This window comes from Streptomyces sp. G-G2 (assembly GCF_030063135.1).
Lineage (GTDB): Bacteria > Actinomycetota > Actinomycetes > Streptomycetales > Streptomycetaceae > Streptomyces.
Genome location: NZ_JASISO010000074.1, coordinates 1 through 20,778 on the forward strand (window position 1 = coordinate 1; position 20,778 = coordinate 20,778).

The 20,778-nt window shown below is 71.3% G+C and carries 29 protein-coding genes and 1 pseudogene; 15 read left to right on the plus strand and 15 right to left on the minus strand.

The genetic code is table 11. The features are described 5' to 3' along the window. Positions 1–220: 220 nt before the first annotated feature. From QMF80_RS35585 to QMF80_RS35605, 5 genes are all read left to right on the plus strand, one after another. Positions 221–1,330 carry a YihY/virulence factor BrkB family protein gene (locus QMF80_RS35585; RefSeq protein ID WP_283461156.1) on the plus strand — a complete coding sequence of 370 codons (1,110 nt, stop codon included), beginning with the start codon at positions 221–223 and terminating at the stop codon, positions 1,328–1,330. A gap of 117 nt (positions 1,331–1,447) precedes the next feature. Beyond that, positions 1,448–1,873 (plus strand): phage holin family protein, encoded by a 426-nt coding sequence (locus QMF80_RS35590; protein ID WP_283461158.1) that lies wholly within the window; start codon positions 1,448–1,450, stop codon positions 1,871–1,873. Continuing rightward, positions 1,870–2,271, plus strand: coding sequence for a DUF3618 domain-containing protein (locus tag QMF80_RS35595; protein ID WP_283461160.1), 402 nt, complete (start codon positions 1,870–1,872; stop codon positions 2,269–2,271). Before QMF80_RS35590 ends, QMF80_RS35595 begins: the two co-directional genes overlap by 4 nt. Then, positions 2,268–2,534: a DUF4235 domain-containing protein gene (locus QMF80_RS35600; RefSeq protein ID WP_283461162.1), complete on the plus strand. Its 267-nt coding sequence runs from the start codon at positions 2,268–2,270 to the stop codon at positions 2,532–2,534. Before QMF80_RS35595 ends, QMF80_RS35600 begins: the two co-directional genes overlap by 4 nt. Positions 2,535–2,647: 113 nt before the next feature. Further along, positions 2,648–3,097, plus strand: a complete 450-nt coding sequence (locus QMF80_RS35605) for an SRPBCC family protein (RefSeq protein ID WP_283461164.1) — start codon at positions 2,648–2,650, stop codon at positions 3,095–3,097. 112 nt (positions 3,098–3,209) lie between these two features. Here the strand turns inward: QMF80_RS35605 and QMF80_RS35610 are convergent, their stop codons facing one another. From QMF80_RS35610 to QMF80_RS35620, 3 genes are all read right to left on the minus strand, one after another. After that, positions 3,210–4,130, minus strand: coding sequence for a Rieske (2Fe-2S) protein (locus QMF80_RS35610; RefSeq protein WP_283461167.1), 921 nt, complete (start codon positions 4,128–4,130; stop codon positions 3,210–3,212). Positions 4,131–4,139: 9 nt separating this feature from the next. Then, a complete protein-coding gene (locus QMF80_RS35615; RefSeq protein ID WP_283461168.1) occupies positions 4,140–4,712 on the minus strand; it encodes a hypothetical protein in 573 nt (190 codons plus the stop codon). 98 nt (positions 4,713–4,810) lie between these two features. Then, positions 4,811–5,374 (minus strand): DUF5133 domain-containing protein, encoded by a 564-nt coding sequence (locus QMF80_RS35620; RefSeq protein ID WP_283461170.1) that lies wholly within the window; start codon positions 5,372–5,374, stop codon positions 4,811–4,813. Between the two features lie 421 nt (positions 5,375–5,795). On the opposite strand from QMF80_RS35620, the gene QMF80_RS35625 reads away from it, so the two are divergent. After that, positions 5,796–6,215, plus strand: coding sequence for a hypothetical protein (locus tag QMF80_RS35625; RefSeq protein WP_283461171.1), 420 nt, complete (start codon positions 5,796–5,798; stop codon positions 6,213–6,215). 36 nt (positions 6,216–6,251) lie between these two features. Here QMF80_RS35625 and QMF80_RS35630 read toward each other — a convergent pair whose 3' ends face one another. The 4 genes from QMF80_RS35630 to QMF80_RS35645 all read right to left on the minus strand — a co-directional run bounded on the left by QMF80_RS35630 (position 6,252) and on the right by QMF80_RS35645 (position 8,774). Then, positions 6,252–6,917, minus strand: coding sequence for an HAD family hydrolase (locus QMF80_RS35630; RefSeq protein ID WP_283461174.1), 666 nt, complete (start codon positions 6,915–6,917; stop codon positions 6,252–6,254). Then, on the minus strand, positions 6,914–7,192 hold the full coding sequence (locus QMF80_RS35635) for a CDGSH iron-sulfur domain-containing protein (RefSeq protein ID WP_283461176.1): 279 nt from the start codon (positions 7,190–7,192) through the stop codon (positions 6,914–6,916). Before QMF80_RS35635 ends, QMF80_RS35630 begins: the two co-directional genes overlap by 4 nt. Positions 7,193–7,317: 125 nt before the next feature. Further along, the gene (locus tag QMF80_RS35640; protein WP_283461178.1) at positions 7,318–8,373 is read right to left on the minus strand and encodes an iron-containing redox enzyme family protein; all 1,056 of its coding nucleotides are present in this window, start codon (positions 8,371–8,373) and stop codon (positions 7,318–7,320) included. A gap of 77 nt (positions 8,374–8,450) precedes the next feature. Continuing rightward, positions 8,451–8,774, minus strand: a complete 324-nt coding sequence (locus QMF80_RS35645) for a plasmid stabilization protein (protein ID WP_283461179.1) — start codon at positions 8,772–8,774, stop codon at positions 8,451–8,453. A 233-nt stretch (positions 8,775–9,007) separates the two neighbouring features. On the opposite strand from QMF80_RS35645, the gene QMF80_RS35650 reads away from it, so the two are divergent. From QMF80_RS35650 to QMF80_RS35660, 3 genes are all read left to right on the plus strand, one after another. After that, positions 9,008–9,298, plus strand: coding sequence for a WhiB family transcriptional regulator (locus QMF80_RS35650; protein ID WP_283461181.1), 291 nt, complete (start codon positions 9,008–9,010; stop codon positions 9,296–9,298). A gap of 12 nt (positions 9,299–9,310) precedes the next feature. Continuing rightward, the gene (locus tag QMF80_RS35655; RefSeq protein WP_283461211.1) at positions 9,311–9,511 is read left to right on the plus strand and encodes a hypothetical protein; all 201 of its coding nucleotides are present in this window, start codon (positions 9,311–9,313) and stop codon (positions 9,509–9,511) included. A 269-nt stretch (positions 9,512–9,780) separates the two neighbouring features. Continuing rightward, positions 9,781–10,488, plus strand: coding sequence for a scabin-related ADP-ribosyltransferase (locus tag QMF80_RS35660; protein ID WP_283461183.1), 708 nt, complete (start codon positions 9,781–9,783; stop codon positions 10,486–10,488). 2 nt (positions 10,489–10,490) lie between these two features. Here QMF80_RS35660 and QMF80_RS35665 read toward each other — a convergent pair whose 3' ends face one another. Continuing rightward, complete coding sequence (locus QMF80_RS35665) at positions 10,491–10,787, minus strand: zinc finger domain-containing protein (protein WP_283461185.1); 297 nt, start codon at positions 10,785–10,787, stop codon at positions 10,491–10,493. 264 nt (positions 10,788–11,051) lie between these two features. Further along, positions 11,052–11,540, minus strand: coding sequence for a hypothetical protein (locus tag QMF80_RS35670; RefSeq protein ID WP_283461187.1), 489 nt, complete (start codon positions 11,538–11,540; stop codon positions 11,052–11,054). Positions 11,541–11,711: 171 nt separating this feature from the next. Here QMF80_RS35670 and QMF80_RS35675 point away from each other — a divergent pair, with 171 nt between their 5' ends. Next, on the plus strand, positions 11,712–12,182 hold the full coding sequence (locus QMF80_RS35675; protein ID WP_283461189.1) for a Dps family protein: 471 nt from the start codon (positions 11,712–11,714) through the stop codon (positions 12,180–12,182). Positions 12,183–12,346: 164 nt separating this feature from the next. Here the strand turns inward: QMF80_RS35675 and QMF80_RS35680 are convergent, their stop codons facing one another. After that, positions 12,347–12,898 (minus strand): hypothetical protein, encoded by a 552-nt coding sequence (locus QMF80_RS35680; RefSeq protein WP_283461191.1) that lies wholly within the window; start codon positions 12,896–12,898, stop codon positions 12,347–12,349. Positions 12,899–12,990: 92 nt separating this feature from the next. Between QMF80_RS35680 and QMF80_RS35685 the strand changes: the two genes are divergently transcribed. Beyond that, entirely contained in the window at positions 12,991–13,503 is a 513-nt protein-coding gene (locus QMF80_RS35685) for a PadR family transcriptional regulator (RefSeq protein ID WP_283461193.1), read from the plus strand. 178 nt (positions 13,504–13,681) lie between these two features. Here the strand turns inward: QMF80_RS35685 and QMF80_RS35690 are convergent, their stop codons facing one another. After that, on the minus strand, positions 13,682–14,854 hold the full coding sequence (locus tag QMF80_RS35690) for an aromatic acid exporter family protein (RefSeq protein WP_283461195.1): 1,173 nt from the start codon (positions 14,852–14,854) through the stop codon (positions 13,682–13,684). 247 nt (positions 14,855–15,101) lie between these two features. On the opposite strand from QMF80_RS35690, the gene QMF80_RS35695 reads away from it, so the two are divergent. Beyond that, positions 15,102–15,263, plus strand: coding sequence for a hydrophobic protein (locus QMF80_RS35695; RefSeq protein ID WP_283461197.1), 162 nt, complete (start codon positions 15,102–15,104; stop codon positions 15,261–15,263). Positions 15,264–15,415: 152 nt separating this feature from the next. Here the strand turns inward: QMF80_RS35695 and QMF80_RS35700 are convergent, their stop codons facing one another. After that, positions 15,416–15,853, minus strand: a complete 438-nt coding sequence (locus QMF80_RS35700; RefSeq protein ID WP_283461198.1) for a hypothetical protein — start codon at positions 15,851–15,853, stop codon at positions 15,416–15,418. 280 nt (positions 15,854–16,133) lie between these two features. Here QMF80_RS35700 and QMF80_RS35705 point away from each other — a divergent pair, with 280 nt between their 5' ends. The 3 genes and pseudogenes from QMF80_RS35705 to QMF80_RS35715 all read left to right on the plus strand — a co-directional run bounded on the left by QMF80_RS35705 (position 16,134) and on the right by QMF80_RS35715 (position 17,802). Continuing rightward, on the plus strand, positions 16,134–16,487 hold the full coding sequence (locus tag QMF80_RS35705) for a PRC-barrel domain containing protein (protein ID WP_283461201.1): 354 nt from the start codon (positions 16,134–16,136) through the stop codon (positions 16,485–16,487). Between the two features lie 486 nt (positions 16,488–16,973). Next, a pseudogene (locus QMF80_RS35710) lies at positions 16,974–17,258 on the plus strand (SDR family NAD(P)-dependent oxidoreductase); the annotation flags it as partial. Between the two features lie 73 nt (positions 17,259–17,331). Further along, entirely contained in the window at positions 17,332–17,802 is a 471-nt protein-coding gene (locus QMF80_RS35715) for an SDR family NAD(P)-dependent oxidoreductase (protein ID WP_283461203.1), read from the plus strand. A gap of 34 nt (positions 17,803–17,836) precedes the next feature. Here QMF80_RS35715 and QMF80_RS35720 read toward each other — a convergent pair whose 3' ends face one another. The 3 genes from QMF80_RS35720 to QMF80_RS35730 all read right to left on the minus strand — a co-directional run bounded on the left by QMF80_RS35720 (position 17,837) and on the right by QMF80_RS35730 (position 20,577). Further along, on the minus strand, positions 17,837–18,397 hold the full coding sequence (locus QMF80_RS35720) for a GNAT family N-acetyltransferase (protein WP_283461205.1): 561 nt from the start codon (positions 18,395–18,397) through the stop codon (positions 17,837–17,839). A 145-nt stretch (positions 18,398–18,542) separates the two neighbouring features. Beyond that, positions 18,543–19,547 carry a DUF6528 family protein gene (locus tag QMF80_RS35725; RefSeq protein ID WP_283461207.1) on the minus strand — a complete coding sequence of 335 codons (1,005 nt, stop codon included), beginning with the start codon at positions 19,545–19,547 and terminating at the stop codon, positions 18,543–18,545. Positions 19,548–19,794: 247 nt separating this feature from the next. Next, positions 19,795–20,577 carry a lysophospholipid acyltransferase family protein gene (locus tag QMF80_RS35730; RefSeq protein WP_283461209.1) on the minus strand — a complete coding sequence of 261 codons (783 nt, stop codon included), beginning with the start codon at positions 20,575–20,577 and terminating at the stop codon, positions 19,795–19,797. Positions 20,578–20,778 lie beyond the last annotated feature (201 nt).

Here is a 20,778-nt window from a genome sequence, read left to right on the forward strand (position 1 = left end):
CTTCAACTCGTCGTCGATCCGGGCATAGAGTGCTGTGGCGAGGGTGTCCAAGTCGGTCTTCACACACAGACTCTGGATGCCCTCGTCCTATGTCCGCAGGTCATCCCTTGGACTCATTCATCTAGCGAGCGGGGTCCTCCAGCCGGGGTCGAACGGGCAGCGGAGCACCGGATCGCCGCCGTACCGGCATGAGTGCCGCCGGGGTGGACATCCGCACGGCATGGAGAACACATCGAAGGCAGGCCGCGAGGACGAGCGTCCGGTCAACGACGGGGACGGCGTCCCGGGAGAGGACGGCCGGGTAGGCAGGGTAGGCCAGGGAAGCCAGGTCGGCCCGGGAAGCCACGCCGGGCCGGAAAGCCAGGCCGGGCCGACCGGCCAGCGGGGCCCCGATGGGCCCTCCGACCTGTCGAAACGGTCGTGGTGGGCGGTGGCGCGCCGGACGGTGGGCGAATTCACCAAGGACGAGCTGTCCGACCGCGCGGCGGCCCTGACCTACTACGGGGTCCTGGCGATGTTCCCGGCCCTCCTCGTCCTGGTGTCCCTGCTGGGCATGGCGAGTGACTCCGCGACCCAGCGGGTGCTGGACAACTTCCAGCAGCTGGCTCCCGCATCGGCACGGGAAGTGACCAGTTCGGCGGTGCAACAGCTGCAGGGCCACAGCGGTGCCGGTTCGCTGCTGGCGGTCGTCGGTCTGCTCGTGGCCCTGTGGTCGGCCTCCGGGTACGTCGCCGCCTTCATCCGTGCCTCGAACGCGGTGTACGACGTGCCCGAGGGCCGCCCGGTGTGGAAGATCCTCCCGCTCCGCCTCGCGCTGACCGTGACATTGATGGTCCTCGCCTGCGCCGTCGCCCTGATCGTGGTCTTCACCGGGGGGCTGGCCCGGCGGGCGGGCGCCGAACTGGGCATCGGCGACAGCGCGCTGCTGGTGTGGTCGATCGCGAAGTGGCCGGTCCTGGTCCTGCTCGTCACGATCATGATCGCGCTCCTGTACTGGGCGGCGCCGAACGCCAAGGGCCGTGGATTCAAGTGGGTGACCCCGGGCAGCTTCCTGGCCCTGCTGATCTGGATGATCGCGTCGGCGGGCTTCGCCTTCTACGTCGCCAACTTCGCCTCGTACAACAAGACGTACGGCACGGTCGCGGGCATCATCGTCTTCCTGGTCTGGCTGTGGATCACCAACCTCGCCATCCTCCTCGGGCTGGAGTTCGACGCGGAGCTGGCGCGCCAGCGCGCGATCGCCGAGGGGCTGCCCAAGGACGAGGAGCCCTACGTGCGGCCCCGCGACACCCGGGCGTGGAGCGACGAGGACCGCCGCCGCCTGGAGTGATCACCACCGCACGAGCGGTCGGCGGTCCGGAAATCCACGGGGTTCCCGGACTTCCGGCGGGTGACTCACCGATTGGCGGGTAGCCGCGAGACACACGCATACCGCGCGGATTCATGAATGAGGTGGGTGAACGTGAGTACGACGGAACAGCGGGCCGCCACCGACGACTCGGTGGGCGTTCTGGTATCGCGGGCGTCACAGCAGATCTCCGAGCTGGTGCGCGAGGAGATGCAGCTGGCGCGCGCTGAGATGACACAGAAGGGGAAGCGGTTCGGGAGCGGCGGCGGCCTGCTCGGTGGCGCCGGACTCCTCGGCATCCTGGCGGCCCAAGCCCTGGTGGTGACGGGTATCGCCGCCCTGGCCCTGGTCCTGCCGGTGTGGGCCTCCGCCCTGATCGTGACCGCGGTGCTCGCCGTCACGGCCGCCGTGCTGGCGCTGTCCGGCAAGAAGCAGATCGCGAAGGCCGGCACGCCCGCGCCCCAGCAGACCATCGACAGCGTCAAGGCCGACGTGGCCGAGATCAAGGAGAGGGCACACCGATGAGCGAGAAGTCCCACGACGCATCCACCCACGACGCATCCACCCACGACGCCGGAGAACTGCGCGAGCGGATCGAGCACACCCGCGACGAGCTCGGCCGCACCGTGGAGGCACTGGCGGCCAAGGCCGACGTCAAGGCGCAGGCCAGGCAGAAGACGGAAGCCGCCAAGGAGCAGGTGACGGAGAAGGCCGCCGTGGTCGCCGGGCAGGTCCGGGACAAGGCCGAACAGGCCGCGCAGCTGCTCCGGGAGAAGACGCCCGACGCGGTGCGGGAGAAGGCGGTCCAAGCGGCCGGGCAGGCCCGCGCGAGCGCGACGCGCGTCGGCCGGACCCCGCTGCTGGTGATCGGCGGAGCCGTGATCCTGTTCCTCGTCGTCCGCCGGAGCCGGGGGCGCCGATGAACGGGACGAAGATCGCCTACAAGCCGGTCGGACTGGTCCTGGGCGCCACCAGCGGCATGCTCGCCGGACTCGTGTTCAAACAGGCCTGGAAGCTGATCGAGGGAGAGGGAGACGCCCCCGACGCCACCGACGAGCACCGCTCCTGGAAGGAGATCCTCCTGGCGGCCGCCATCCAGGGGGCGATCTTCGCTGTCGTGAAGGCCGCCGTGGACCGGTCCGGCGCGGTCGCCACCCGGCGCGTGACGGGCGTCTGGCCGGGCTGACCGGCCGGACCGCCGTTCCCGGGGGAATGGACCCGCGGGAGGCGGGCAAGGGCGTCGGAGTACGGCCGGGCCGTCCGGCCCGGTTACCGCGAGCAGGAAGGACGTGTAGTCCCGTGTCGAAGGTCGAAGAGTCCGTCGAGGTCGATGTTCCGGTGCGTACCGCCTACAACCAGTGGACGCAGTTCGAGACGTTCCCCCACTTCATGGAGGGTGTGGAGCGGATCGACCAGCGTACCGACACCATGACGCACTGGGTGGCGAAGGTCGGTGGCGTCACGAAGGAGTTCGAGGCGGAGATCACCGAACAGCTCCCCGACGAGAGGGTCGCCTGGACCACCCTCGGCGGCGAGGTCAAGCAGGCGGGTGTCGTCACCTTCCACCGCCTGGACGCCACCAAGACCAAGGTGATGCTCCAGCTCGACTACGACCCGGAGGGGTTCACGGAGACCGTGGGCGACAAGCTCGGCTTCGTGAAGCGACAGATCACCGGTGACCTGAAGCGGTTCAAGGAGTACATCGAGGACCGCGGCCGGGAGACCGGCTCCTGGCGCGGCGAGGTCTGAGCCATCGGCTCCGCCAGAACGAACCGGGAACGGCCCGGGACGCGAGACGCGTCCCGGGCCGTCGGCCGTGGTGGAGCGGTCCGCGGGAAGGACAGGCGCGCCGCTCAGGCGCTCAGCGCGCGGAGGAGCGCCGCTCGTGGGAGCGGCGCATCCGGGCCTCGAGGTACCCGTCGACCACGCGCGTCTCGAAGGCGGGCTGGGGAGCGGTGGCCGGACCTTCGACGTTCCAGCCGTCCGAGAGGCGGAACAGGCTGCCGTGCCACGGGCACCGGACGCAGCCGTCGACCACCTCGCCCTCCGACAGCGGACCGGCCATGTGGGAGCACCGGTCGGCGAGGACCCGTACGGGCCCGCCGTCCTCGCGCACGACGACCACGTCCACCCCGTTCACACCGGCGCGCACCGCCCGGCCCACGGGAAAACCGGACAGTGGCCCCATCCGGTGCCAGCCCTCGCCGACCAGGTGCGCCACCTGCTCGGCGTGGTTCGCCCCGGCCGCCTGCCGGTAGGCGAGGTGCCCGCCCAGCGCCCCGGCAGCGCCCACGGCGGCCAGTCCCGCCATGGCCAGTGCCTTGCCGCGCCAGACCCGGCCGCGCGTGCGCGCGAGGAACGAGCCCGCGTAGAGCAGTACTCCCGCGCTGTTGGCCAGGGCGTGCACGATGCCGGTACGGGCCTGCTCCGGCGGGAGCTCCGCCCAGTCGACCCAGCCCGACACCGCGGCGGGCACCGCCGCGGCCAGACCCGCCCCGACCAGGACCTGCGCGGCGCGGCGCTGGCCCGGCAGCAGGTCCAGGGCGGCCGCCGAGAGCCAGGTGCCGATCGGTACCTGCACGAGGAGGGGGTGGGCTGGGTGACCCAGGGGCCGACCGTGCAGCACATCGCGGACCGGCCCCAGCGGCACGGCCCGTACGGCCCGGCGGACCACACCGATCAGCGGATCGGGCAGCGAGGACTGCTCCAGGCGTTCCACGGCTGCGAGCACGGGGCCGGGGCCGCTGCCGCCGACCCTCGGATGCGGGGAATGAGTGTCCATGGCCCGCGCCTACCCCTGGCCACCGGGAGTATGGGGCCGCAGGTGCCGACGGGCGCTGGGCCGGGCGGGGCCGGTGGCGCCGGGGTCGAAGACCCGTGCGGCGGACATCGTGCGCAGGTCTTCGAGCGTCTCGGCCTGCTTGTCCGCCCGTTCCAGGAGCCGCGCGAGCCGCTGGGTGTCGATGCGCTCGTCGCTGTCCGCGAGGGTGCGCAGGGAGAGCCAGCAGGACCGTTTGCCCTGGACTCCCAGCCGCATGGCCTCCAGTTCGAGGACGTCGCTGAGCGGAGAACGGGACAGGAGGCGTCCGTTGAGCTTGAGACGCCCCGCCTTCTCCCCGAGCCAGCCCAGCGCGGCCCGCGACCGGCGTTCCGGCACGCCCAGGCTCCGCATCATCTCCTTGAGGGACGCGCGGTCCTGCGCGACCTCCCGCGCCAGGCGCTCCAGCTGGGGGCCGAGGGGGCCGCCCCGGTGGCTCTTCGCGGTCCGTTTCAGCAGGTCGACCCCGGCGGTGGCTCCCGCCAGGTGGTCGTTCAGGTAGAGACCGAGCAGGTAGTGGGCATCGTGTTCCGACGGCGTACGCACGGCTGCACCTCCCGTGGTGCGAGTACCTGGATGGGATCACCCTGCGGATACCCGCGCCCCGCCCCTCCACGCACACCGGGGCGCCCGGTGCGGTGTGGTCAGCGAGGGTCCCGCTCGGCAGGCGGCCGGGAGCCGTCCGGCAGGAGCGCCGGAAGCCCCTGACAGGCGAGGTGCTCCTCGGCGGCCGTCAGCGCGCCGTGGACGCCCCGTTCTCCCATGAGGACGCACAGCATGTAGGCGGCGCTCTCCAGCTCGGCGCGCACGGTGGCGTCCCCGGGCGCGTCCACCGTCCGTCGGCGTGCGCCCCGCAGGTGGTTCAGGTGCTGCCGCAGGATGAACGGAGGCGGCAGCACCACGTTCGCCGGGTGCACCGGCGGCGTCCGGGCGTGGTCCACCTCGTCCCGCAGCACCTGGACGAGGGCGCGGGGAACATCGGCGGGGTCCTCGGTACGGAGCACCTCGACGGCCCGAGCGGTCTCGCCCGGCGTCGTGCCCGCCGTACGGGCGGCGTTGTCCAGGATCCGGCGCGCGGTGACGGCCGTACAGGGCACCAGCGCCATCAGAATGCCGGTCGCCCTTCCCGCCGTCTCCCTCTGGGCGGCGGCTTTCCGCGAACCGTCCCCGTCTGCGGGAACGCGCCCGGCTGCTGGTCCTGCGGTCATCCGCGTACTCCTCGGCTCGCTCCGGACGGTTGCCGGTGCCGTTTTCTTACAGCCCCCGGCCGTTCGGGCGGGGGAACACGCAGTCGGCGCCGGTCCCGGCCACTCGATATGGCGGACCCGGGGTCACGGGATTGACCCGGCGGGCGCTCCGGCTCAGACCGGCCGTTGGCCCCCGGCGCCTCCTTCACCTGGGTCATCAAGGTGAAGCCGGACCCGTCCCACACCGGCAACGGCTCGGGCCTCGCCAACACGGCCACGGTCGACTCCCTCACCCCGACCCGAAGCCGTCGAACAACACCAGCGCTGCCGCGGTGCTGTCCGTCGCGGTCCTGTCCACCCGCGGTGGCGTCCATCGCGTCGCTGTTCATCGCGGTGCCGCACGGGTGACGACAGGGGCCGGCCGATCGGGGAGGCTTGGGGCATGCGACAGCGATCTCCGAAACCCGTGTTCCGGCTGGCGGCGGTCCTCGTGCTGGCCGTGGTGACGTCGGCGCTATGGGCCGCCTGGCTGGGCTGGGACCAGCACCGCGACGTCCAGCCCGACGGGACGACGACCGGACCGTACGAGGCGTGGCAGGTCATCGGGCTCGTACTGACCCTGCTGGCACCGGCGTACTGGGCGGTGTCCCGCTACGGCGGCGCGGTCTACGCACTCGGCACCACCGCAGGCCTGACCGCCGCCGCCGGTTACGACTGGTCGGACGACTCCAGCGGACTGTTCGTGGTCGGCGTGGGCCTCGTCATGGCGGGCAGCCTCGTCGCGACCACCGTCGTATCCGCCGTGATCACCGCCATGACGCGCGGCGAGACGCGACCCGGCCGGACAGGGCCCGGAACGTGACGGGGCCCGGAACGTGACGGCGCCGACGCCTCGGCGTCACCGTCCGCGCGCGAACGGGCTCCGCGCCAGGTGGCGCAGGAGGTCGGCGGGGTCCTCGTAGACCGCCACGGCCCCCGCGTCCTCGAGGTCCGCCTGGGGGATGCCCCCGCTGAGCAGGCCGACGCAGGCGACACCCGCCCGCGTACCGGCCTTCATGTCCCACACGCTGTCACCGACCAGGACGGACCCGCGAGCCGTGGCGTCCGCCAGCTCCAGCGCGTGCTGGACCTGGTCCGGCGCGGGCTTCCCGTTCTCGACGTCGTCGGCGCTGGCGGTCGCGGTGATGGCGTCGTCCGCGCCGATGGCCTTGGTCAGGGCGTCGAGTTCGCTTCCTCCCGCGGAGGTGACGAGCACGACGCGCCAGCCCTCGCCGTGGAGCGCGCGCAGCAGCTCATCGGCCGACGCCAGTCGTGGCAGCCGTTCGAAGTAGGTTCCGTAGAGGGTGTCGTGCGCGGTGCTGAGCGCCTCGTCCTGGTCCGTGTCGCGCCCGCTGCCGAGCAGCTGGGCCAGGAGGTCCTCGGCGGGGAGGCCGATGGCCCGGTGGACGGCGCGCATGGAGACGTCGTGGCCGGCCTGCCGAAGGGCCTCCCACCAGGACGTGACGTGCAGGTGGTTGCTGTCGACGAGGGTTCCGTCGATGTCGAACAGTGCGGCCCGGTTCATTCCTCCGCCCTCCCTGTCGGCCCGGTACGTCGAGTGGTGTCCGCGCCGGGGCCGCTCTTCGCCCGGGCACGGTGACTGGTGTCGCACCAGGGGTAGATGCGGCTGCGTCCGCAGGTGCAGACGGCCACCACCATCCGGTCGGAGGCGGCGGTGGTCCCGTCGTCGAGGACGAACTCCACCGGCCCGTCGACGAGCAGCGGACCCCCGGCCCGGTCCCCTCGGATACGGCGGGGGAGCGCCCTCGCGGAAACGTTGCCGTTCGGATCGTCCGACATGGGGGACACCTGCTCTCAGTGGAACGCGACGGAACCCAGTGGTATGCGTGGGCGCTCAGTGGCAGTGGCGCCCGGTGGAAGAAGCGAAGCCCCAAGGCCCTGACGCCACCCGGCCGGGGGAGGGCTCAGCGGTCGACGAGCGCAACGGTGAGCGCCGAATCCCCGCGCCCCCACGCGGCCAGCAGGACCTCGCCCAGCCGGTCGTCGAGGAAGTTCGTGGCGTCCGCGCCGAAGGCGACGTCCGCGTCGAGGTGCGGCTCGTCCTCCAGGAGACCGGCGATGACCTCCCGGCGTACGAGCTGCTCGTGCACGGCGTCGGCCTCCACGTGCTCGGCGTAGAAGTGCTCGGCCGCGGCTCCGGCTCCCAGCCGCCGCATCGCGTCGGCGAGTCGGCGCGAGCCGGGCGAGGAGGTCACCTCGACACAGCCGAAATGACCCACCAGGGCTCCGCGCAGCGCGCGGTGGAGCCCGAACAGGGACATCAGGTTGACGGTCGCCAGGGCCTCGGCCGGGGCCGCGTCGAGGTAGCGGCCGTAGCCGGGATCCAGGTCCAGGTCCCGCATGAGGTCCGCGAAGAGCCGCGAGTGCATGTGCTCCGCCCGCCCTCCGCCGAATTCGTCGAACTCGATCGCGACCATGGCGGCCTTGGCCCTGCCCCGCAGCCGGGGGATGACCCACGCGTGCGGGTCCGCCTCCTTGAGGTGGTAGAGGGAGCGCAACGCCGCGTACTCCCGCATCTGCCACAGTTCGCCGTCGTGCGCGAGGTGGCCCGAGACGCTGCCCACCTGGGCGACCGGCTCGACGAGCAGCTCGTCGAAGACCTCCGCTGCCGTGCGGTCCGCGGGGACGTCCTCGCGCAGCGCGGCCAGGAAACGCTCCTCGAGCGCGCGGCGCAGCCGCAGCAGGCCGGGGTCCCATTCGAGGGCCTCACCCACACCCGCGAAGCCCCGGTAGTGGAGTTCGTACAGCACGTACAAGGCCATGTGCAGGTCTTCGCCGTACGGGTCCGTCCGCGCGACGGCCGAGTCGTCCGGCAGGGACCGGCCGCCCCCGGCCCGCAGAGCGGCGATGACCACCGCGGACACGGGCCCCCGGGCCGTCGGCAGGTCGGGCTCCGTCGCCGTCGGAGCGGCCTCGGCCACCTTCGGAGCGGCCTCGGCGGGCGATCGGGTCAACGGCATGGTTCCTGGTTCTCCTCACTGGCGGCGCCAACGGCGGTCGAGGGCCGTCGATGGACGTCCGGGGCTGTCCGGGGCTGTCAGTGGCCGAGCTTCTGCTTCAGTTCAGCCTTGTTCATCGAAGAGCGCCCGTGGATGTCGCGGCGCTTGGCCTCTTCGTACAGCTGGTCGTAGGTGGGTCCCTGGGCGCCACTGTGCGAGCGCAGACCGCCGCGCTTGGACGAGGACATGTCCCCGAGGGAGGCCTTGCTCGCGGTCTTCGACTCCCCGGCACGGGCGCGTTCCTTGTTCACGGTCCGGGCGGCGATCTCCTCGGCCCGCTTCGCGCTCCCGCCGCGGTCCTCGACGCTCTCCTTGATGTGCTCGTACTGGCGCTCCCGCTTGGGGCTGGATCCACGCGGCATGGCGGCCTCCTCGCATCGCTCCGGGCCGTTCGCCGCCGGGACGGCGGACGGCGCCCGCGGCCCGGTGTCCCGGCAGCGCCGTGGTCCTGCGGCTACCCCCGCCGCCGGGGCCTAATCCCGCCCGGGTGAGCGCGGGGGGTTTCGACCGCGGCTTTGGGGCCAGGTGGGTGAACAGGCGGACACGAGGCGGACACGAGGTACCCCCCGAGGGCCGTGAACAGGGAGGCAAGAACATGGCGAAGGTGTCGCACCTGCCGGGCCGGGCGGAACACCACTGGATCTGGCAGGAGGAGGCGGCCTGTCGCGGCCAGGGATCGGACGGGTTCTTCCACCCGGCCGGTGAGCGGGGCCAGGAACGCGCGGCACGGGAGGAGGCGGCCAAGGCCGTGTGCGCGACCTGCCCGGTCCGGGAGCAGTGCCTGTCGCACGCGCTCGGCGTTGGGGAGCCGTACGGAGTGTGGGGCGGCCTCACGGAGAAGGAGCGGACGGTGGTCTGCGCCCGCTCCGGGACGGCCGCCGCCTGAGTGTGGAATCCGATGCCGGGGGCAGGCGAGGAGCCGTACGGCGAGGACCAGAAGATCTACGTCAACCGGACCAAGGAGCAGATCAAGGCAGCTCCGGAGTTCGACCGGGACAAGCACCTCGGCGACCCCGGGTACCACGAGACGCTGGGCAGCTACTACGGCCCCGGCGCGACGTCCGGGCCGGACGTGCCGTTCGGCGGACGCCCCGCCTGACCCTCCCGGACAGCCAGTAGCGATCTCGCCGGACCGTGAACCGGACGCATGAGCGGCCGCGCGACCGGCGGAGCGGGCCCCGACCACCCAGGTGGCGGGGTCCGCTTCCGTTGGCCCGGCAGACGCCGCGGCTCACACGCTGACGGATCGATTCGCCGGTACGACTGATCCGCCCGTGCGGGTGGATTGAGCGGACCGCGCCCGGCCCGGGGTGCCCGCCGGCCCTATACAGGAGCCGTCACATTGATCAACTGATCGGGCTCCCCACCATGTTGCAGGCCGCTCTCCGGGTCCTCGCCGTCGTTTCCCTCGTCTCCGCGGCCGTGGCCGCCGCTGCCGTCGCACCGGCCGCGGCCGCACCCGCCGCGCCCCAGGACGAACTGACCGCGCCCTGCGGGCCAGTGGTCGAGTACCGGGCCTGGGACTGGTGGCGCACGACGACCAACCCGACGATCGCCCGTTCCGTCGCGTCCGCCGCGACGGCGGAGGCGTGGCAGTGGCGCAGCGACGTCAACACCCTGTGGCGCGGCGACACCCGGGAGACCGTCGAGAGCATCTTCCAGACCGGGTTCACGCCCCGGGGTGACCAGCTGAGCCCGCTCGCCGAGTACATCGTCAAGGGCGGCGGCCAGAACAGCGCTCACCTCAGCACCTCGTGCGAGAGGTGGGTGGCCCAGAAGTTCGCCACCTACGGCGCCGAGAAGACCGGCTGGGTCTACGAGATCTACGCCCCCGGCGGCATCGACGTGAACGCCACCGCGCGCACGAACAACTACAACTCCCCCTACCTGTGGAACAAGGAGGTCGACTTCCCCGGCGGCGTCGAGGGCCGCTACATCAAGGGCGCCTGCAAGTTCCACCTGCTGCGGACCGACCCGGAGACCAAGGCCAACACCTTCGAGCAGCTCGGCTGCAAGGACAACGCCGGCTTCGCGCCCTACAAGGCCGACGCGTCAGCGCTCGCCGCGGCCCGCTGAGGTCACACCGCCGCTGCCGGAAGGAGCGTACCCGCGCCGCCCAGCCCGCGGGTCTGGTGCCGGTACGCGTCCCGACGGCCGCGGTGGATGGTCCGGCGGGTCCGGCAGAGCGCGCCCGGCTGAGCGGAGCAGTCCGGGCAGGAGACCCCGTAGGCGCCGTGCCGGAAGAGGCGAAGGGTCTCGTGGACCGCTTCGAGTGCCGACTCGGTGACGGTCATGTTGCTCATCCGTTCGCCTCCAGGCGTCGCGCTGACGGGCGGGTCCGTCTCCACCCGTGTGCCCCGGACGGCGAGAACCATGATCGGGATCGTAGAAGAGGGGTCTGACAACGGGCCGGTCCGACGTTTACGGCACCAGGAAGGGGCAAGGCGCGGGGGACGTGTACCGGACGTGTACCGGACGAGAGGGAGCGCCGTAATGGGAACGCTGATTCTGTTCATCGCACCGATGATCCTGGCCCTCGCCCTTGCCTACGGACGTGGCGGCCGGGCCCGTCACCGTGCCCGCTGACGGACTCGAATCCGCGCGGCCGGACGCTGCGACACCGGGTCGGCAGCGCAGTGTCAGTAGCGCAGGGCAGTGCCCACCTCGGCCTTGACGTCGCCCGAAAGGCTCCGGGTGCTGCGGGCCGTTGCCTCGCCCTTGGCGCCGGGGGCGACGTCCGACACCGTCACCACGACCGTGTCGAGGAGATTGCCCCCGCTGTCGCGGAAGTTGACCTGCACCGCGTACGACTTCTTGCCCGTCGCGGTGTTCGAGACGCTCACGGGCACAGTGCTGCGACCGTCGGCGTCCTTGGCCGGCGTGCCCAGGCGGACGTCGCTCTTCGCGTCGGCGCCGTCCTTCACGCTGTCGAGCTTCTTCTTGGCGTCGGCGGCCGCGGAGTCGAGGTCCGCCCCGACCGACTGCACGGCCGAGGCCGCCTTCGAGGCCACGCTGGAGGGCGTACTGTCCCCCGAGCATCCGGTGGCGCCCGCGGCGAGCGCCACGAGTGAGGCGGCCGCGGACAAGGGGTACGTCCACGAGCGGATCGAGCGGATCGAGCGGGTCATACGGGCCTCCACAGGCTGGCTGCTCCCGACGCCACCCGGCGCCGGTTTTCATCCGCCTCAGGGGGGTAAGTGGCCTATCGACCGATTACCGAGGTCGGTGGTGCCAGAGTCCCAGAGTCCCACCCGCGTGGCACGGGGCCGCCGCCGATCGCGTGAAGAATGGAGCTCCCTGTGTCCGTGGTGAAGAGTGCCCTCCCGGAAGCCGACCTGAAGATCGTCGGCGAGGCCCTGCAAGGCGCGCTGGTCGACCTGATCGACTTGGCGCTGGTCGCCAAGCAGGTGCACTGGAACGTCGTGGGCCCTCGCTTCCGGTCCGTCCACCTCCAGCTCGACGACGTCGTGGCCTCGGCCCGCACCCACTCGGACGTGGTCGCGGAACGCGCTTCGGCGCTCGGCGTGCCCCCCGACGGCCGAGCCTCCTCGGTGGCCTCGTCCAGCGGCATCAGCGAGGTCCAGGCGGGCTGGGTCAAGGACGTGGACGCCGTACGGGTCCTCGTGGACGCCCTCGGCGCGGTGATCACCCGCATGCGGGACCGCATCCGAGCCACCGGTGACGCCGACCCGGTGACCGAGGACATCCTGATCGGCCTGACGGGCGACCTCGAAAAGCACCACTGGATGTTCCAGGCCGAAAGCGCCTGACCTGTCCGGAGACGCCGCAGGTCGCTGCCCCTTCCGGCTGCCGTCAACGTTCGCGGGACCATCGGAGATCCGGTTCTACCGCGCCGCAGGTCAGGCCGCAGACCGAGTCGCAGACCGGGACGCACGTGCCCGACCGAGGCGTGTACGGGGCCGGGTGTCCGGCACTAACCCCTGGCTTTGGCCTGGGCGGTGGCGACGTAGCGGACGGTGAACAGCATGGGGGCGACGAACCCGGCGGCCTGGACGAGTGTCGCCGTCGTGGAGTGGCCCTGGCCGGCGTGGGCGAGGGCCGCGAGCGCGCCGGCCGTGACGGCGAAGGCGGCGGTCCATGCGGTGGTGATGACGACGTTGACCCGGACGAAGGGCTTGAGGCCCCAGACCTCGGGCGGGGTGGTGCGCTTGGCGATGCCCAGCGTGAACGGCTTGCCCACGAGCAGCGAGGCCCCGGCGATGAGGGCCAGGGTGGCTGAGGACAGCGCTGCCGAGTAGGCGTGGGCGGCCGAGTGGGGGTCTGCGAAGGCGACGAGCGCCAGGACCGCGAAGAAGACGGCAGAGCCGGTCTCCATGATCAGTGCGTCGAAGCCGACTCCCGTCCGGCGCTGCTGGGCGGTCACCGCCACCGCCACCAGCAGACCGGCGAGCGCCCCCCACTGCCACTGGGCGGACGGGAACACCGCGAAGACGATCCAGGGGAGGAAGGTGCGCACGTACGACATGGAAGACCCCGTATGTTGACGTTCCTGCTTTGACATGTTGAAACTAGAAGCTCCACCCTCGACATGTCAAGAGTGGAGGGTAGGGTGATGGCATGAGCCTTCGACACGCCCTCCTCGGACTCCTGTCAGAGCGCCCCGCCAGCGGCTACGACCTGCTGAAGCGCTTCGAGACCTCTTTGGCCAACGTCTGGCCCGCCACGCAGAGCCAGATGTACACAGAGCTGTCCAAGCTCGCCGACAACGGGCTGATCAGCGCGTCGGCCCAGGGACCGCGCGGCCGCAAGGAGTACACCCTCACCGACCAGGGGCTGACCGAGCTGCGCCACTGGCTGACGGAGATCAAGCCCCAGCGCAACACCCGGAGCGACATCCTGCTGCGGGTCTTCTTCCTCAACGTGATCACGCCCGACCAGGCGCGGAGCTACCTCACCGAGCTCATGCAGCTGTCGGAGCAGGAGCACGAGGCCTTGCGCCGGCTGGCCGACTCCATCGACTGGGGCGACGACCCGCTGTCGGTGAACGGCAAGATCGCCTTGGAATACGGCCTCCGCTTCAACGCGATGCGCCGCGAGTGGGCCGCGTGGGCGGCCGACCAGATCCGCTAGACCGCCGAGTTCTGGCAGGCCCGAATTCCGGCAGGCCCGAGTTCCGCCAGGCCCCAGTCCCGGCAGGCCCGAGTTCCGGCAGGGCCCGTGCGCTCACGGGGGCGGGCGGACCGAGCGGCGGAAACGGCGAGAGCGGCGAGATCGGCGAGAGCGGCCCTCCTGGCACCCTTCCGGTTCCTCAGTCGGCGGGCGCCAGGGTCCTGCGGCCGTGGCGGAGTTCCTCCATCAGGCGGCCCGCATCGGTGAGGAGCGTGCCCTGGAGGGCGGACGCGGCGGCCGACGTGCCCTGGGCGGTCAGCGCCACGTGCTGAGCGCGGTCGAGTTCGGTCGACGCCCTCTCGAGGACCTCGTTGAGAAGGGACGTATCGGTGCGCGCGGCCTGACCGACCTGCTGCATCGCGGTGGCGGCCGTGCGCAGCAGGGGTGCGTAGGCGAGGCGGAACGAGGCGGGGACGGCGGCCAGCTCCCCGCTGTCCATGGCGTAGTCGAGGCTGCGGCTGATGGACCGGAGATGGCCGAGGCACCGCTGTGCCACATCGAGTGCCGTGTGCGCTCGGGGGAGGGCTTCTCCGGTGCCGTCGACGCTCCGACGCGGGTTGAGGCGGCTGTTCTCCCTCTCGGTGTCGACGGCCTGCCGGATCCGGTCCGCTTCGCTGGCCAGCGTCCGCCACTCGCCGCGCAGTCGGCGAACCTGGTCGTGGTCGTGGTCGTGGTCGTGGTCGGCGGTCTGCGCGGCGCTCGCCTCGGCGAGGCGGCCGACGCCCTCGTGGATCTGCGAGTACAGGGCGGCGACGGCCTCTTGCCGGTGGCGGGTGTGGCGTGCGGGAGCGAGCGCGAGGTGGGCGGACAGCCCACAGACGGCGCCGATGGCGACGGAGGCCACGAGGTGGCCGATGTAGTCGATGCGGCCGTGCCCGGAAGAGAAGGCGAAGAAGCCGACCACCGCGACCTGCGTGCCGTGCCGGCCCAGGGGCCGGAAGCGGCCGATCGCGAGGGCGATGAGCGTGAGCAGTCCGAAGGTCCAGCCGTGGATGCCGATCGCGGCCGCCAGCGTCGCGGCGAGGGCCGCTCCGGCGGTCATGGCCACCAGGTACTGGGCGCAGTCGCGCAGGGAGCGGTACACCGTCGCCTGGAGTGTGACCATCGCGGTGAAGGGGGCGAAGGTGGCCACTGCCACGGGGAGGAAGTGGCGGGCGAGCATCCACGCGCCCATGGCGGCCACCACGGTCTTGCCGTGCAGCAGCAGGTCGTCACGCTCGCTGCCCGCCGACGTGATCCCCCGCCGGACGTATCCGGCCACCCCGCACAGCGCCTTCTTCGCCGACCCGGTCACTTCGCCCCACTCGGACATACGCGGCCCACCTCCCGGTGCACGTATGCCCGCAGGGTCAGGTCGGATGCGTCGGATCGGTGCTGTGGGGGCTGCCGGTGCCTGTGGGGAGGCGATTCCCTGTCTGGTGGCTATGGCGGCTACGGCGGCGATGGCGGGCCACCCGCGGGGAGATTCTGCTGCCCGCTCGATCAGATGGTAATCAGGGAAGTTCTCCACGCATGCTCAGGCGGGGTGAGGGCACTCGATTGCCTGGAGGTTGATAAATATGGTTCCCCTGCTTCTTGTTCTTCTGCTCGCTCTGATCCTTTTCGGTGCAGGTTTCGCGGTGAAGGTCCTTTGGTGGGTCGCGATCGCGGTGCTGGTCATATGGCTGCTCGGTTTTGTGGCCCGTCCCAAGAGCAGCAGCGGCCGCTGGTACCGCTGGTAGCCGGATTGTTCTGTCCGAACGACGCGGTGGGGCCCATGTCTTCCGACATGGGCCCCACCGCATTCGTATGTCCCACCCGAGGCGCCGTGCCGGGCGCCGCGACCCGGTGCACCTTCCCGGTCACGGCACTAGCCAGCGACGCTCTTCTCCCGCTACCCCGCGGTGGCGCCGTCCGGCCCGCGCCCGAAGGCGGCCGCGAGGACGGCGGGGACGTCCACCTCGGGAATCGTCGCGCGCACCTCCGCGAGGACCTGGGGGAGGTCCTCATCGCTGATGAAACCCTGGTGCTCCTGGCGCAATGCGCGCATGGCGACGACGAGTTCGGGCCGCAGCCTCATCCAGGCGCGAGCCGTGCGGATTTCCTCCGCGACCTGGTCCATGAACCAGCGCATGACCTCGTACGGGACCTCCAGCGATCCCTCGGGGTGGAAGCTCACGGTCGGTTCTCGTGCCGGGTCCTCGTCGGGAACGACCGCGGTCACCACGGTCCGTTGACTGGCGACGACGTCCAGTTTCAGGTACCACGCGTCGTCGGGTACGGAGTACATCGCCGTGATCGCGTAGTCGCCGTCGTGGTGGGGGAGGGGCATGGCCGAATGGGCCATGCCCTTGGTTCGGCAGAACGCCCGCACCGACGCGGACGTGGACGCGGCGGCCCCGCACCCGCCTTCAGCGCCGCACCGCCCTTTCGGCTGGTCGAACGGGCGGCGGCTGTCGTGATGTGGCCAGGCTCCGGAGAAAGGGGCGGTCGTGCCGCATGGAGCGAATACAAAGGGGCAGGCGATGATCGGGCGCCACCGCGCCTCTCCGGTGTGAAATCGGCGGGGAGGAAGCGGACGCTGATACCGACTTGATGGAGGAGTTGTTCGCATGACTGAGAATGTGTGGGGTTACCGCGAGACGTCCGGCCGTCTGGCCGGTGCCGACCTGACGGGTTATAAGGTCGAGGCCAAGGACGGGTCCATCGGCAAGGTCGACAAGCACTCCGACGAAGTCGGGTCCGCGTACATCGTGGTCGACACCGGTCCGTGGATCTTCGGCAAGGAAGTCCTCCTTCCGGCGGGAACGATCGAGCGGATCGACGCGCAGGAAGAGAAGATCTACGTCGGCCGGACCAAGGACGAGATAAAGGCGGCTCCGGAGTTCGACAAGGAGACCCATCTCGGCAACGAGGACTACCACCGCCAGGTCGGCGGCTACTACGACGGACCGCACCGCCTCTGACCGGCGGGCGGTAGGACTGCGGGGCGGGGCGGCAACCGTACGGGTGCCGCCCCGCCCGTGCGTAGGGGCGCCTTCGTCGGCAAGGCGTCACGCCGCTGCCGCGCGCTGCCGGACGCGATCCGTCCGAGGGCGCGCGGGGCGCGATCGCAGGTAGCTCGCGCGCCCGAACGTGCGCCCGCGCGCCTCCGTGCGCCCCCGCACGAGGGATGACCGTAGGACGCCGCCCCCGACCATGAACTGCCGCCCGGGCCGAGGCGAGCGCGACCGCGGAAGCCGGCGACCGCGCGGGTGTCTCACAGCCGTTCACGACACGACACGACACGACACGACCCGACCACGTGAGCGGTGCGACGACGCGCCGCGTGCGACCACGACGCCGCGGATACAGCCGAGTTAACACGGCTCCTGCGGGCACACCCGGTCGCACCACGGGCGCACGGACGCCACGCAGATCATCCGGAACGGCTCAGTCACCACGGGGGAACGATGGGAAGACGCTGGCTGATCACGGGTTGCTCCTCCGGTCTCGGGCATGCCCTGGCCGCGGCCCGGTCCGGAGACGACCTGGCGGTGGCGGCTCGCAAGGCCGCCGACCTCGCGGCACTAGCCGCCGCCTGGCCCGGACGCATCATCGCGGTCCCGCTCGAACTGCGTGACGCCGCTTCCTGCGAGGAGGCCGTCCGCACCGCGGCCGACCGCCTCGGCGGGATCGACATCCTCGTCAACAACGCCGGCATCGGCCTGTTCGGCGCGGTCGAAGAAGTCTCGGACGCGGAACTGCGCGACCAGTTGGAGACCCTGGTGGTGGGCCCCTGGCGACTCACCCGTCTCGTTCCTGCCGCTGATGCGGTCCCAAGGGCACGGGCACATCATCAACGTCTCCTCCGTGGTCGGCCGGATGGCCTTCCCCGGCCTGGCCGCCTACACCGCCGGGAAGCACGCCCTCGAAGGGATGAGCCAGACCCTCGCCGTCGAAGCCGCGCCGCACAACATCCGCGTGACGGTGCTCGAACCGGGGATGTTCGCCACGCGCTACGGCACCTCCATGACCGAAGCGCGCCACCGCGTCCCCGCGTACGACGCGACCAACCGCGAGATGCTCGACGGCGCGCGCGGTCTCGCGGAGAACCCCGAGACGGGCCGCCCCGAGGACTTCGCGGCCCGGGTCCTCGCCATCGTGGCCGCCGACGGCCCCACACCCCTGCGGATCCCCTTCGGCGATGACGCGTATGGCTACCTGGACCTGGCCGAGGAGGCGTCCCGCGAGGAGTTCGCCGCAGCTCGCGCCCTCACCCAGGGCCCGCCGCCGTCATAGGGGTGGGCGGCGGACGTCAGCCGCCCCGGCCCGCTCACGCGGGACCGTTGGAGGGGCGGTGGCGTGATTCGGTGGCCCGCGCCGCGCGGCGCAGGCGGGACCGGGCGGGGTCCTGGAGGGAGTGCGTGGTCGTACCGGGCTGTTCCTGCGGGTTCGTACGGACGAAGAGGGTGACGGTGACCTTCTCGGCGAACCCGTTGCGCCGCATCATCGCGGCCGAGGCCGCGTTGCCGCTCTCCACGTCGGTGATGATCCGGGACGCCCCCGCGGCGAAGAGCGCGTCGCAGCAGCGCTCGACCAGGGCGCTCGCGACTCCCCGGCCCCGGGCGCGGTCCTCCAACGCGATCCACTCCAGGTATCCCCAGTCCTCCCGCTCGTCGTAGGACAGGGACCCGAGCACGAAGCCCAGCAGTCCCTCCTCGTCGCGGGCGATCCAGCAGGCGCCCGGCTGGGCGTCCCAGTGCGCGGCCACCGACGACAGTGACCACGAGGTGTATGGCATCGCCTGCACGTCGAACGCCCGGTGCCCGAGGCCCAGAACGGCATGGAGATCGGTCAGCTGCAGCGGCCGGACCTCGACGTCACTCAGGTTCATGCACGGATCATGACATACAGTTAGATATCGCCGCCACATACCGTCGCGAACACCACCGGAGGCGACATCCGCACGCTCCGCGGTCCTGACCCCGTCGCGAACAGGGGACGGTCCCAGGTGCTGTCGACGGCCGCGCCGGTGGAGGTCAGGTGAAATCGACGCTGGACAGGCGAGCCTTGTAGAACTGGCCGTCGTATCCGTACCCCACGAGGTTGCGATGCTCAACGGAAGCGCCGGAGCTGTCGAAGAACTGGAGGAAGTAGTTCGTGTGGGTCGTCGCGCTCGCGGCTTGCTGCCAGAAGGATTCGCCGGAGGCGATCCGGGCGAAGGACTTCACACCGTCGCTCGACGGCTTCATCGGCGAGAGGGCCCCCGTCGACTTGTTGAGCCGCTGGACGCTGCCGCCTCCGGTGAGCAGCAGGTAGCCGGGGTCACTGTGGTCGGTGTCGAGGCCGTGGCCGTTGAAGGGGTGCCCGTCGGGGAAGGTGTGCCCCCAGACCTTCACGAGCCGGGAGTCGCGGTGGCTGCCGGTGATCTGGTATTTGGTGATGGTCCACGTGCCCAGCGCCCACAGGTGGATGCCGTCGTACCAGAGGCCGTGCGCACCCTGGTAGTCGATCGTGTCGACCTGGGCGAGCGTGCTGGGGTCGTCCGAGTTGGTGGGCGCGTAGATCGTCAGGTACCCCGGGTAGGCGTCGCGCGTCTTCGGCTTCGCTTTCGGGTCGCGCTGTTCCGAGGAAGCGGTCACGATGACGCCGATGTCGGGTATGCGCTCAATGGAGTGCGGGTTGCCGTTGGGCTGCGCCTGCCAGAGCAGCCCGTCGCCGTCACCCATGTTCACGATGCCGACCTTGCCGCCGGAGGCGGTGACCAGGGCGACCCAGCCGAACGCCGTGGTGTTGCGGAACTTGACGTCGGAGAGCATGCCCCAGGCCTGCTCGGCGGGCGGCGTCCAGCGCCACAACCGAGTAGCCGGCGACCAGTCCACGTTCGGGGCGACGGGGTGAATGAGGATCTGGTTCCTCGCCTGCTCACAGACGGCCACGTGGTAGACGCCGGCCGCCTGCGCGCTGGTCGGCGACGCCAGCGATGCCAGCGGCGCGCCCACGGCAGCGGCCGCGGCGGTCTTCAAGAGCGTTCTGCGGTGCACGAGTTCTCCCGACATGATGCTGCTGAGTCCTGGTCAGTCGGAAAACCTACCGCCGCCCGCGGTACGAGCACCCGTTTGCGAGCCGCCAACTCCGGTGCCTGATCGTCGACGGCCATCGGCCGTCGGCCCCGCGTCAGTGGCGCGTTATCGGTGCCGGCGGTGCGTCCGGGCCAGTTCTCGCGCGCCGGTGAAGTCCGGCGAGGGCCGCCGCTGCCTCCGGTGGCATGGGGACGGGAGCAGGCGCAGATCAGTCGAACGGCGTCTCGCGTTCGGCCAGTTCACGGTCGAGCAGCTCCTGGACGGCGGTACGCGTGGTGTCGCTGAGCCGTCGGGCGGCATCCCGGCGTTCGGCCAGGCCCTCGGGCCGGACCGGCGCCGCAATGGGTTTCCCGATGGTGATCGTCCAGTTGGAGGGCAGCGGGAACGGCGTGGTGACCGGGAAGTACGGCATCCCGAGGAGCCGTGCGAGCGTCGGCACCTCACCGAGCTTGGGACACGCCTCCTCGGCCCCGACGATCCCGATCGGCACCACCGGGGCCCCCGAGCGGATGGCCGCGACCGCGAAGCCCGGGCTGAAGGCGCGGAGGCGGTACCGCTCGGTGAACGGCTTCTCCAGACCGGCGATGCCCTCCGGGTACACCCCGACGAGCCGGCCCTGGTTCAGGTGGTCGACGCCCGCGGTCGGCCCGATGGGGAGCGCGCCGTTGCGGCGTGCGTGCCGCCCGAGGATGGGGGTCCGGAAGACGAACGGGGCGGCGAGGAAGCGGACCCGTCGGTCCAGTGCTCTCCCCAGGACCTTGTCCAGTACGAAGGCGTCGAGGCCCCAGGCGCCCGAGTGGTTGACGGCGATCACGGCCGGGCCCTCGGCCGGGATGTTCTCCAGTCCGTGTGCGACCACTCTGAAGTAGTCGTCGACGAGCCAGTCGAGCAGGCGGTCCCACGCCACCTCGCCGGCTTCGCCCAGCAACCGCTTCGCGAAGCCGAGTTCCGCCCCGGTCGCCTTGATCATCTCCGCCAGGTTGTCCCGCACGGTGGACCTCACTCTCGCATCGGCGTTTCTGGCGGTACAACGTCCGGGACGTCGGTTGATCACGGGTCAAGGCGGGAGGAGCGCACCAAGTCGACCAGTCGACATCCGGGGCGGGCCGGGTGGCCCTTCCCAGCCCGCCCCCGACCCCGCCCCCGTCCCCGCCGCCCCGCACCACGGGGCGCGCCGCGCCCGCGTCCGGGG

What these genes read in the sequence shown, in the direction of transcription:
- QMF80_RS35585 (WP_283461156.1), top strand. Translation starts at nt 221, where the DNA reads ATGGAGAACACATCGAAGGCAGGCCGCGAGGACGAGCGTCCGGTCAAC.
- QMF80_RS35590 (WP_283461158.1), top strand. Translation starts at nt 1,448, where the DNA reads ATGAGGTGGGTGAACGTGAGTACGACGGAACAGCGGGCCGCCACCGAC.
- QMF80_RS35595 (WP_283461160.1), top strand. Translation starts at nt 1,870, where the DNA reads ATGAGCGAGAAGTCCCACGACGCATCCACCCACGACGCATCCACCCAC.
- QMF80_RS35600 (WP_283461162.1), top strand. Translation starts at nt 2,268, where the DNA reads ATGAACGGGACGAAGATCGCCTACAAGCCGGTCGGACTGGTCCTGGGC.
- QMF80_RS35610 (WP_283461167.1), bottom strand. Translation starts at nt 4,130, where the DNA reads ATGGACACTCATTCCCCGCATCCGAGGGTCGGCGGCAGCGGCCCCGGC.
- QMF80_RS35620 (WP_283461170.1), bottom strand. Translation starts at nt 5,374, where the DNA reads ATGACCGCAGGACCAGCAGCCGGGCGCGTTCCCGCAGACGGGGACGGT.
- QMF80_RS35625 (WP_283461171.1), top strand. Translation starts at nt 5,796, where the DNA reads ATGCGACAGCGATCTCCGAAACCCGTGTTCCGGCTGGCGGCGGTCCTC.
- QMF80_RS35630 (WP_283461174.1), bottom strand. Translation starts at nt 6,917, where the DNA reads ATGAACCGGGCCGCACTGTTCGACATCGACGGAACCCTCGTCGACAGC.
- QMF80_RS35635 (WP_283461176.1), bottom strand. Translation starts at nt 7,192, where the DNA reads ATGTCGGACGATCCGAACGGCAACGTTTCCGCGAGGGCGCTCCCCCGC.
- QMF80_RS35640 (WP_283461178.1), bottom strand. Translation starts at nt 8,373, where the DNA reads ATGCCGTTGACCCGATCGCCCGCCGAGGCCGCTCCGAAGGTGGCCGAG.
- QMF80_RS35645 (WP_283461179.1), bottom strand. Translation starts at nt 8,774, where the DNA reads ATGCCGCGTGGATCCAGCCCCAAGCGGGAGCGCCAGTACGAGCACATC.
- QMF80_RS35650 (WP_283461181.1), top strand. Translation starts at nt 9,008, where the DNA reads ATGGCGAAGGTGTCGCACCTGCCGGGCCGGGCGGAACACCACTGGATC.
- QMF80_RS35655 (WP_283461211.1), top strand. Translation starts at nt 9,311, where the DNA reads ATGCCGGGGGCAGGCGAGGAGCCGTACGGCGAGGACCAGAAGATCTAC.
- QMF80_RS35660 (WP_283461183.1), top strand. Translation starts at nt 9,781, where the DNA reads ATGTTGCAGGCCGCTCTCCGGGTCCTCGCCGTCGTTTCCCTCGTCTCC.
- QMF80_RS35665 (WP_283461185.1), bottom strand. Translation starts at nt 10,787, where the DNA reads ATGGTTCTCGCCGTCCGGGGCACACGGGTGGAGACGGACCCGCCCGTC.
- QMF80_RS35670 (WP_283461187.1), bottom strand. Translation starts at nt 11,540, where the DNA reads ATGACCCGCTCGATCCGCTCGATCCGCTCGTGGACGTACCCCTTGTCC.
- QMF80_RS35680 (WP_283461191.1), bottom strand. Translation starts at nt 12,898, where the DNA reads ATGTCGTACGTGCGCACCTTCCTCCCCTGGATCGTCTTCGCGGTGTTC.
- QMF80_RS35685 (WP_283461193.1), top strand. Translation starts at nt 12,991, where the DNA reads ATGAGCCTTCGACACGCCCTCCTCGGACTCCTGTCAGAGCGCCCCGCC.
- QMF80_RS35690 (WP_283461195.1), bottom strand. Translation starts at nt 14,854, where the DNA reads ATGTCCGAGTGGGGCGAAGTGACCGGGTCGGCGAAGAAGGCGCTGTGC.
- QMF80_RS35695 (WP_283461197.1), top strand. Translation starts at nt 15,102, where the DNA reads ATGGTTCCCCTGCTTCTTGTTCTTCTGCTCGCTCTGATCCTTTTCGGT.
- QMF80_RS35700 (WP_283461198.1), bottom strand. Translation starts at nt 15,853, where the DNA reads ATGCCCCTCCCCCACCACGACGGCGACTACGCGATCACGGCGATGTAC.
- QMF80_RS35705 (WP_283461201.1), top strand. Translation starts at nt 16,134, where the DNA reads ATGACTGAGAATGTGTGGGGTTACCGCGAGACGTCCGGCCGTCTGGCC.
- QMF80_RS35715 (WP_283461203.1), top strand. Translation starts at nt 17,332, where the DNA reads ATGCGGTCCCAAGGGCACGGGCACATCATCAACGTCTCCTCCGTGGTC.
- QMF80_RS35720 (WP_283461205.1), bottom strand. Translation starts at nt 18,397, where the DNA reads ATGAACCTGAGTGACGTCGAGGTCCGGCCGCTGCAGCTGACCGATCTC.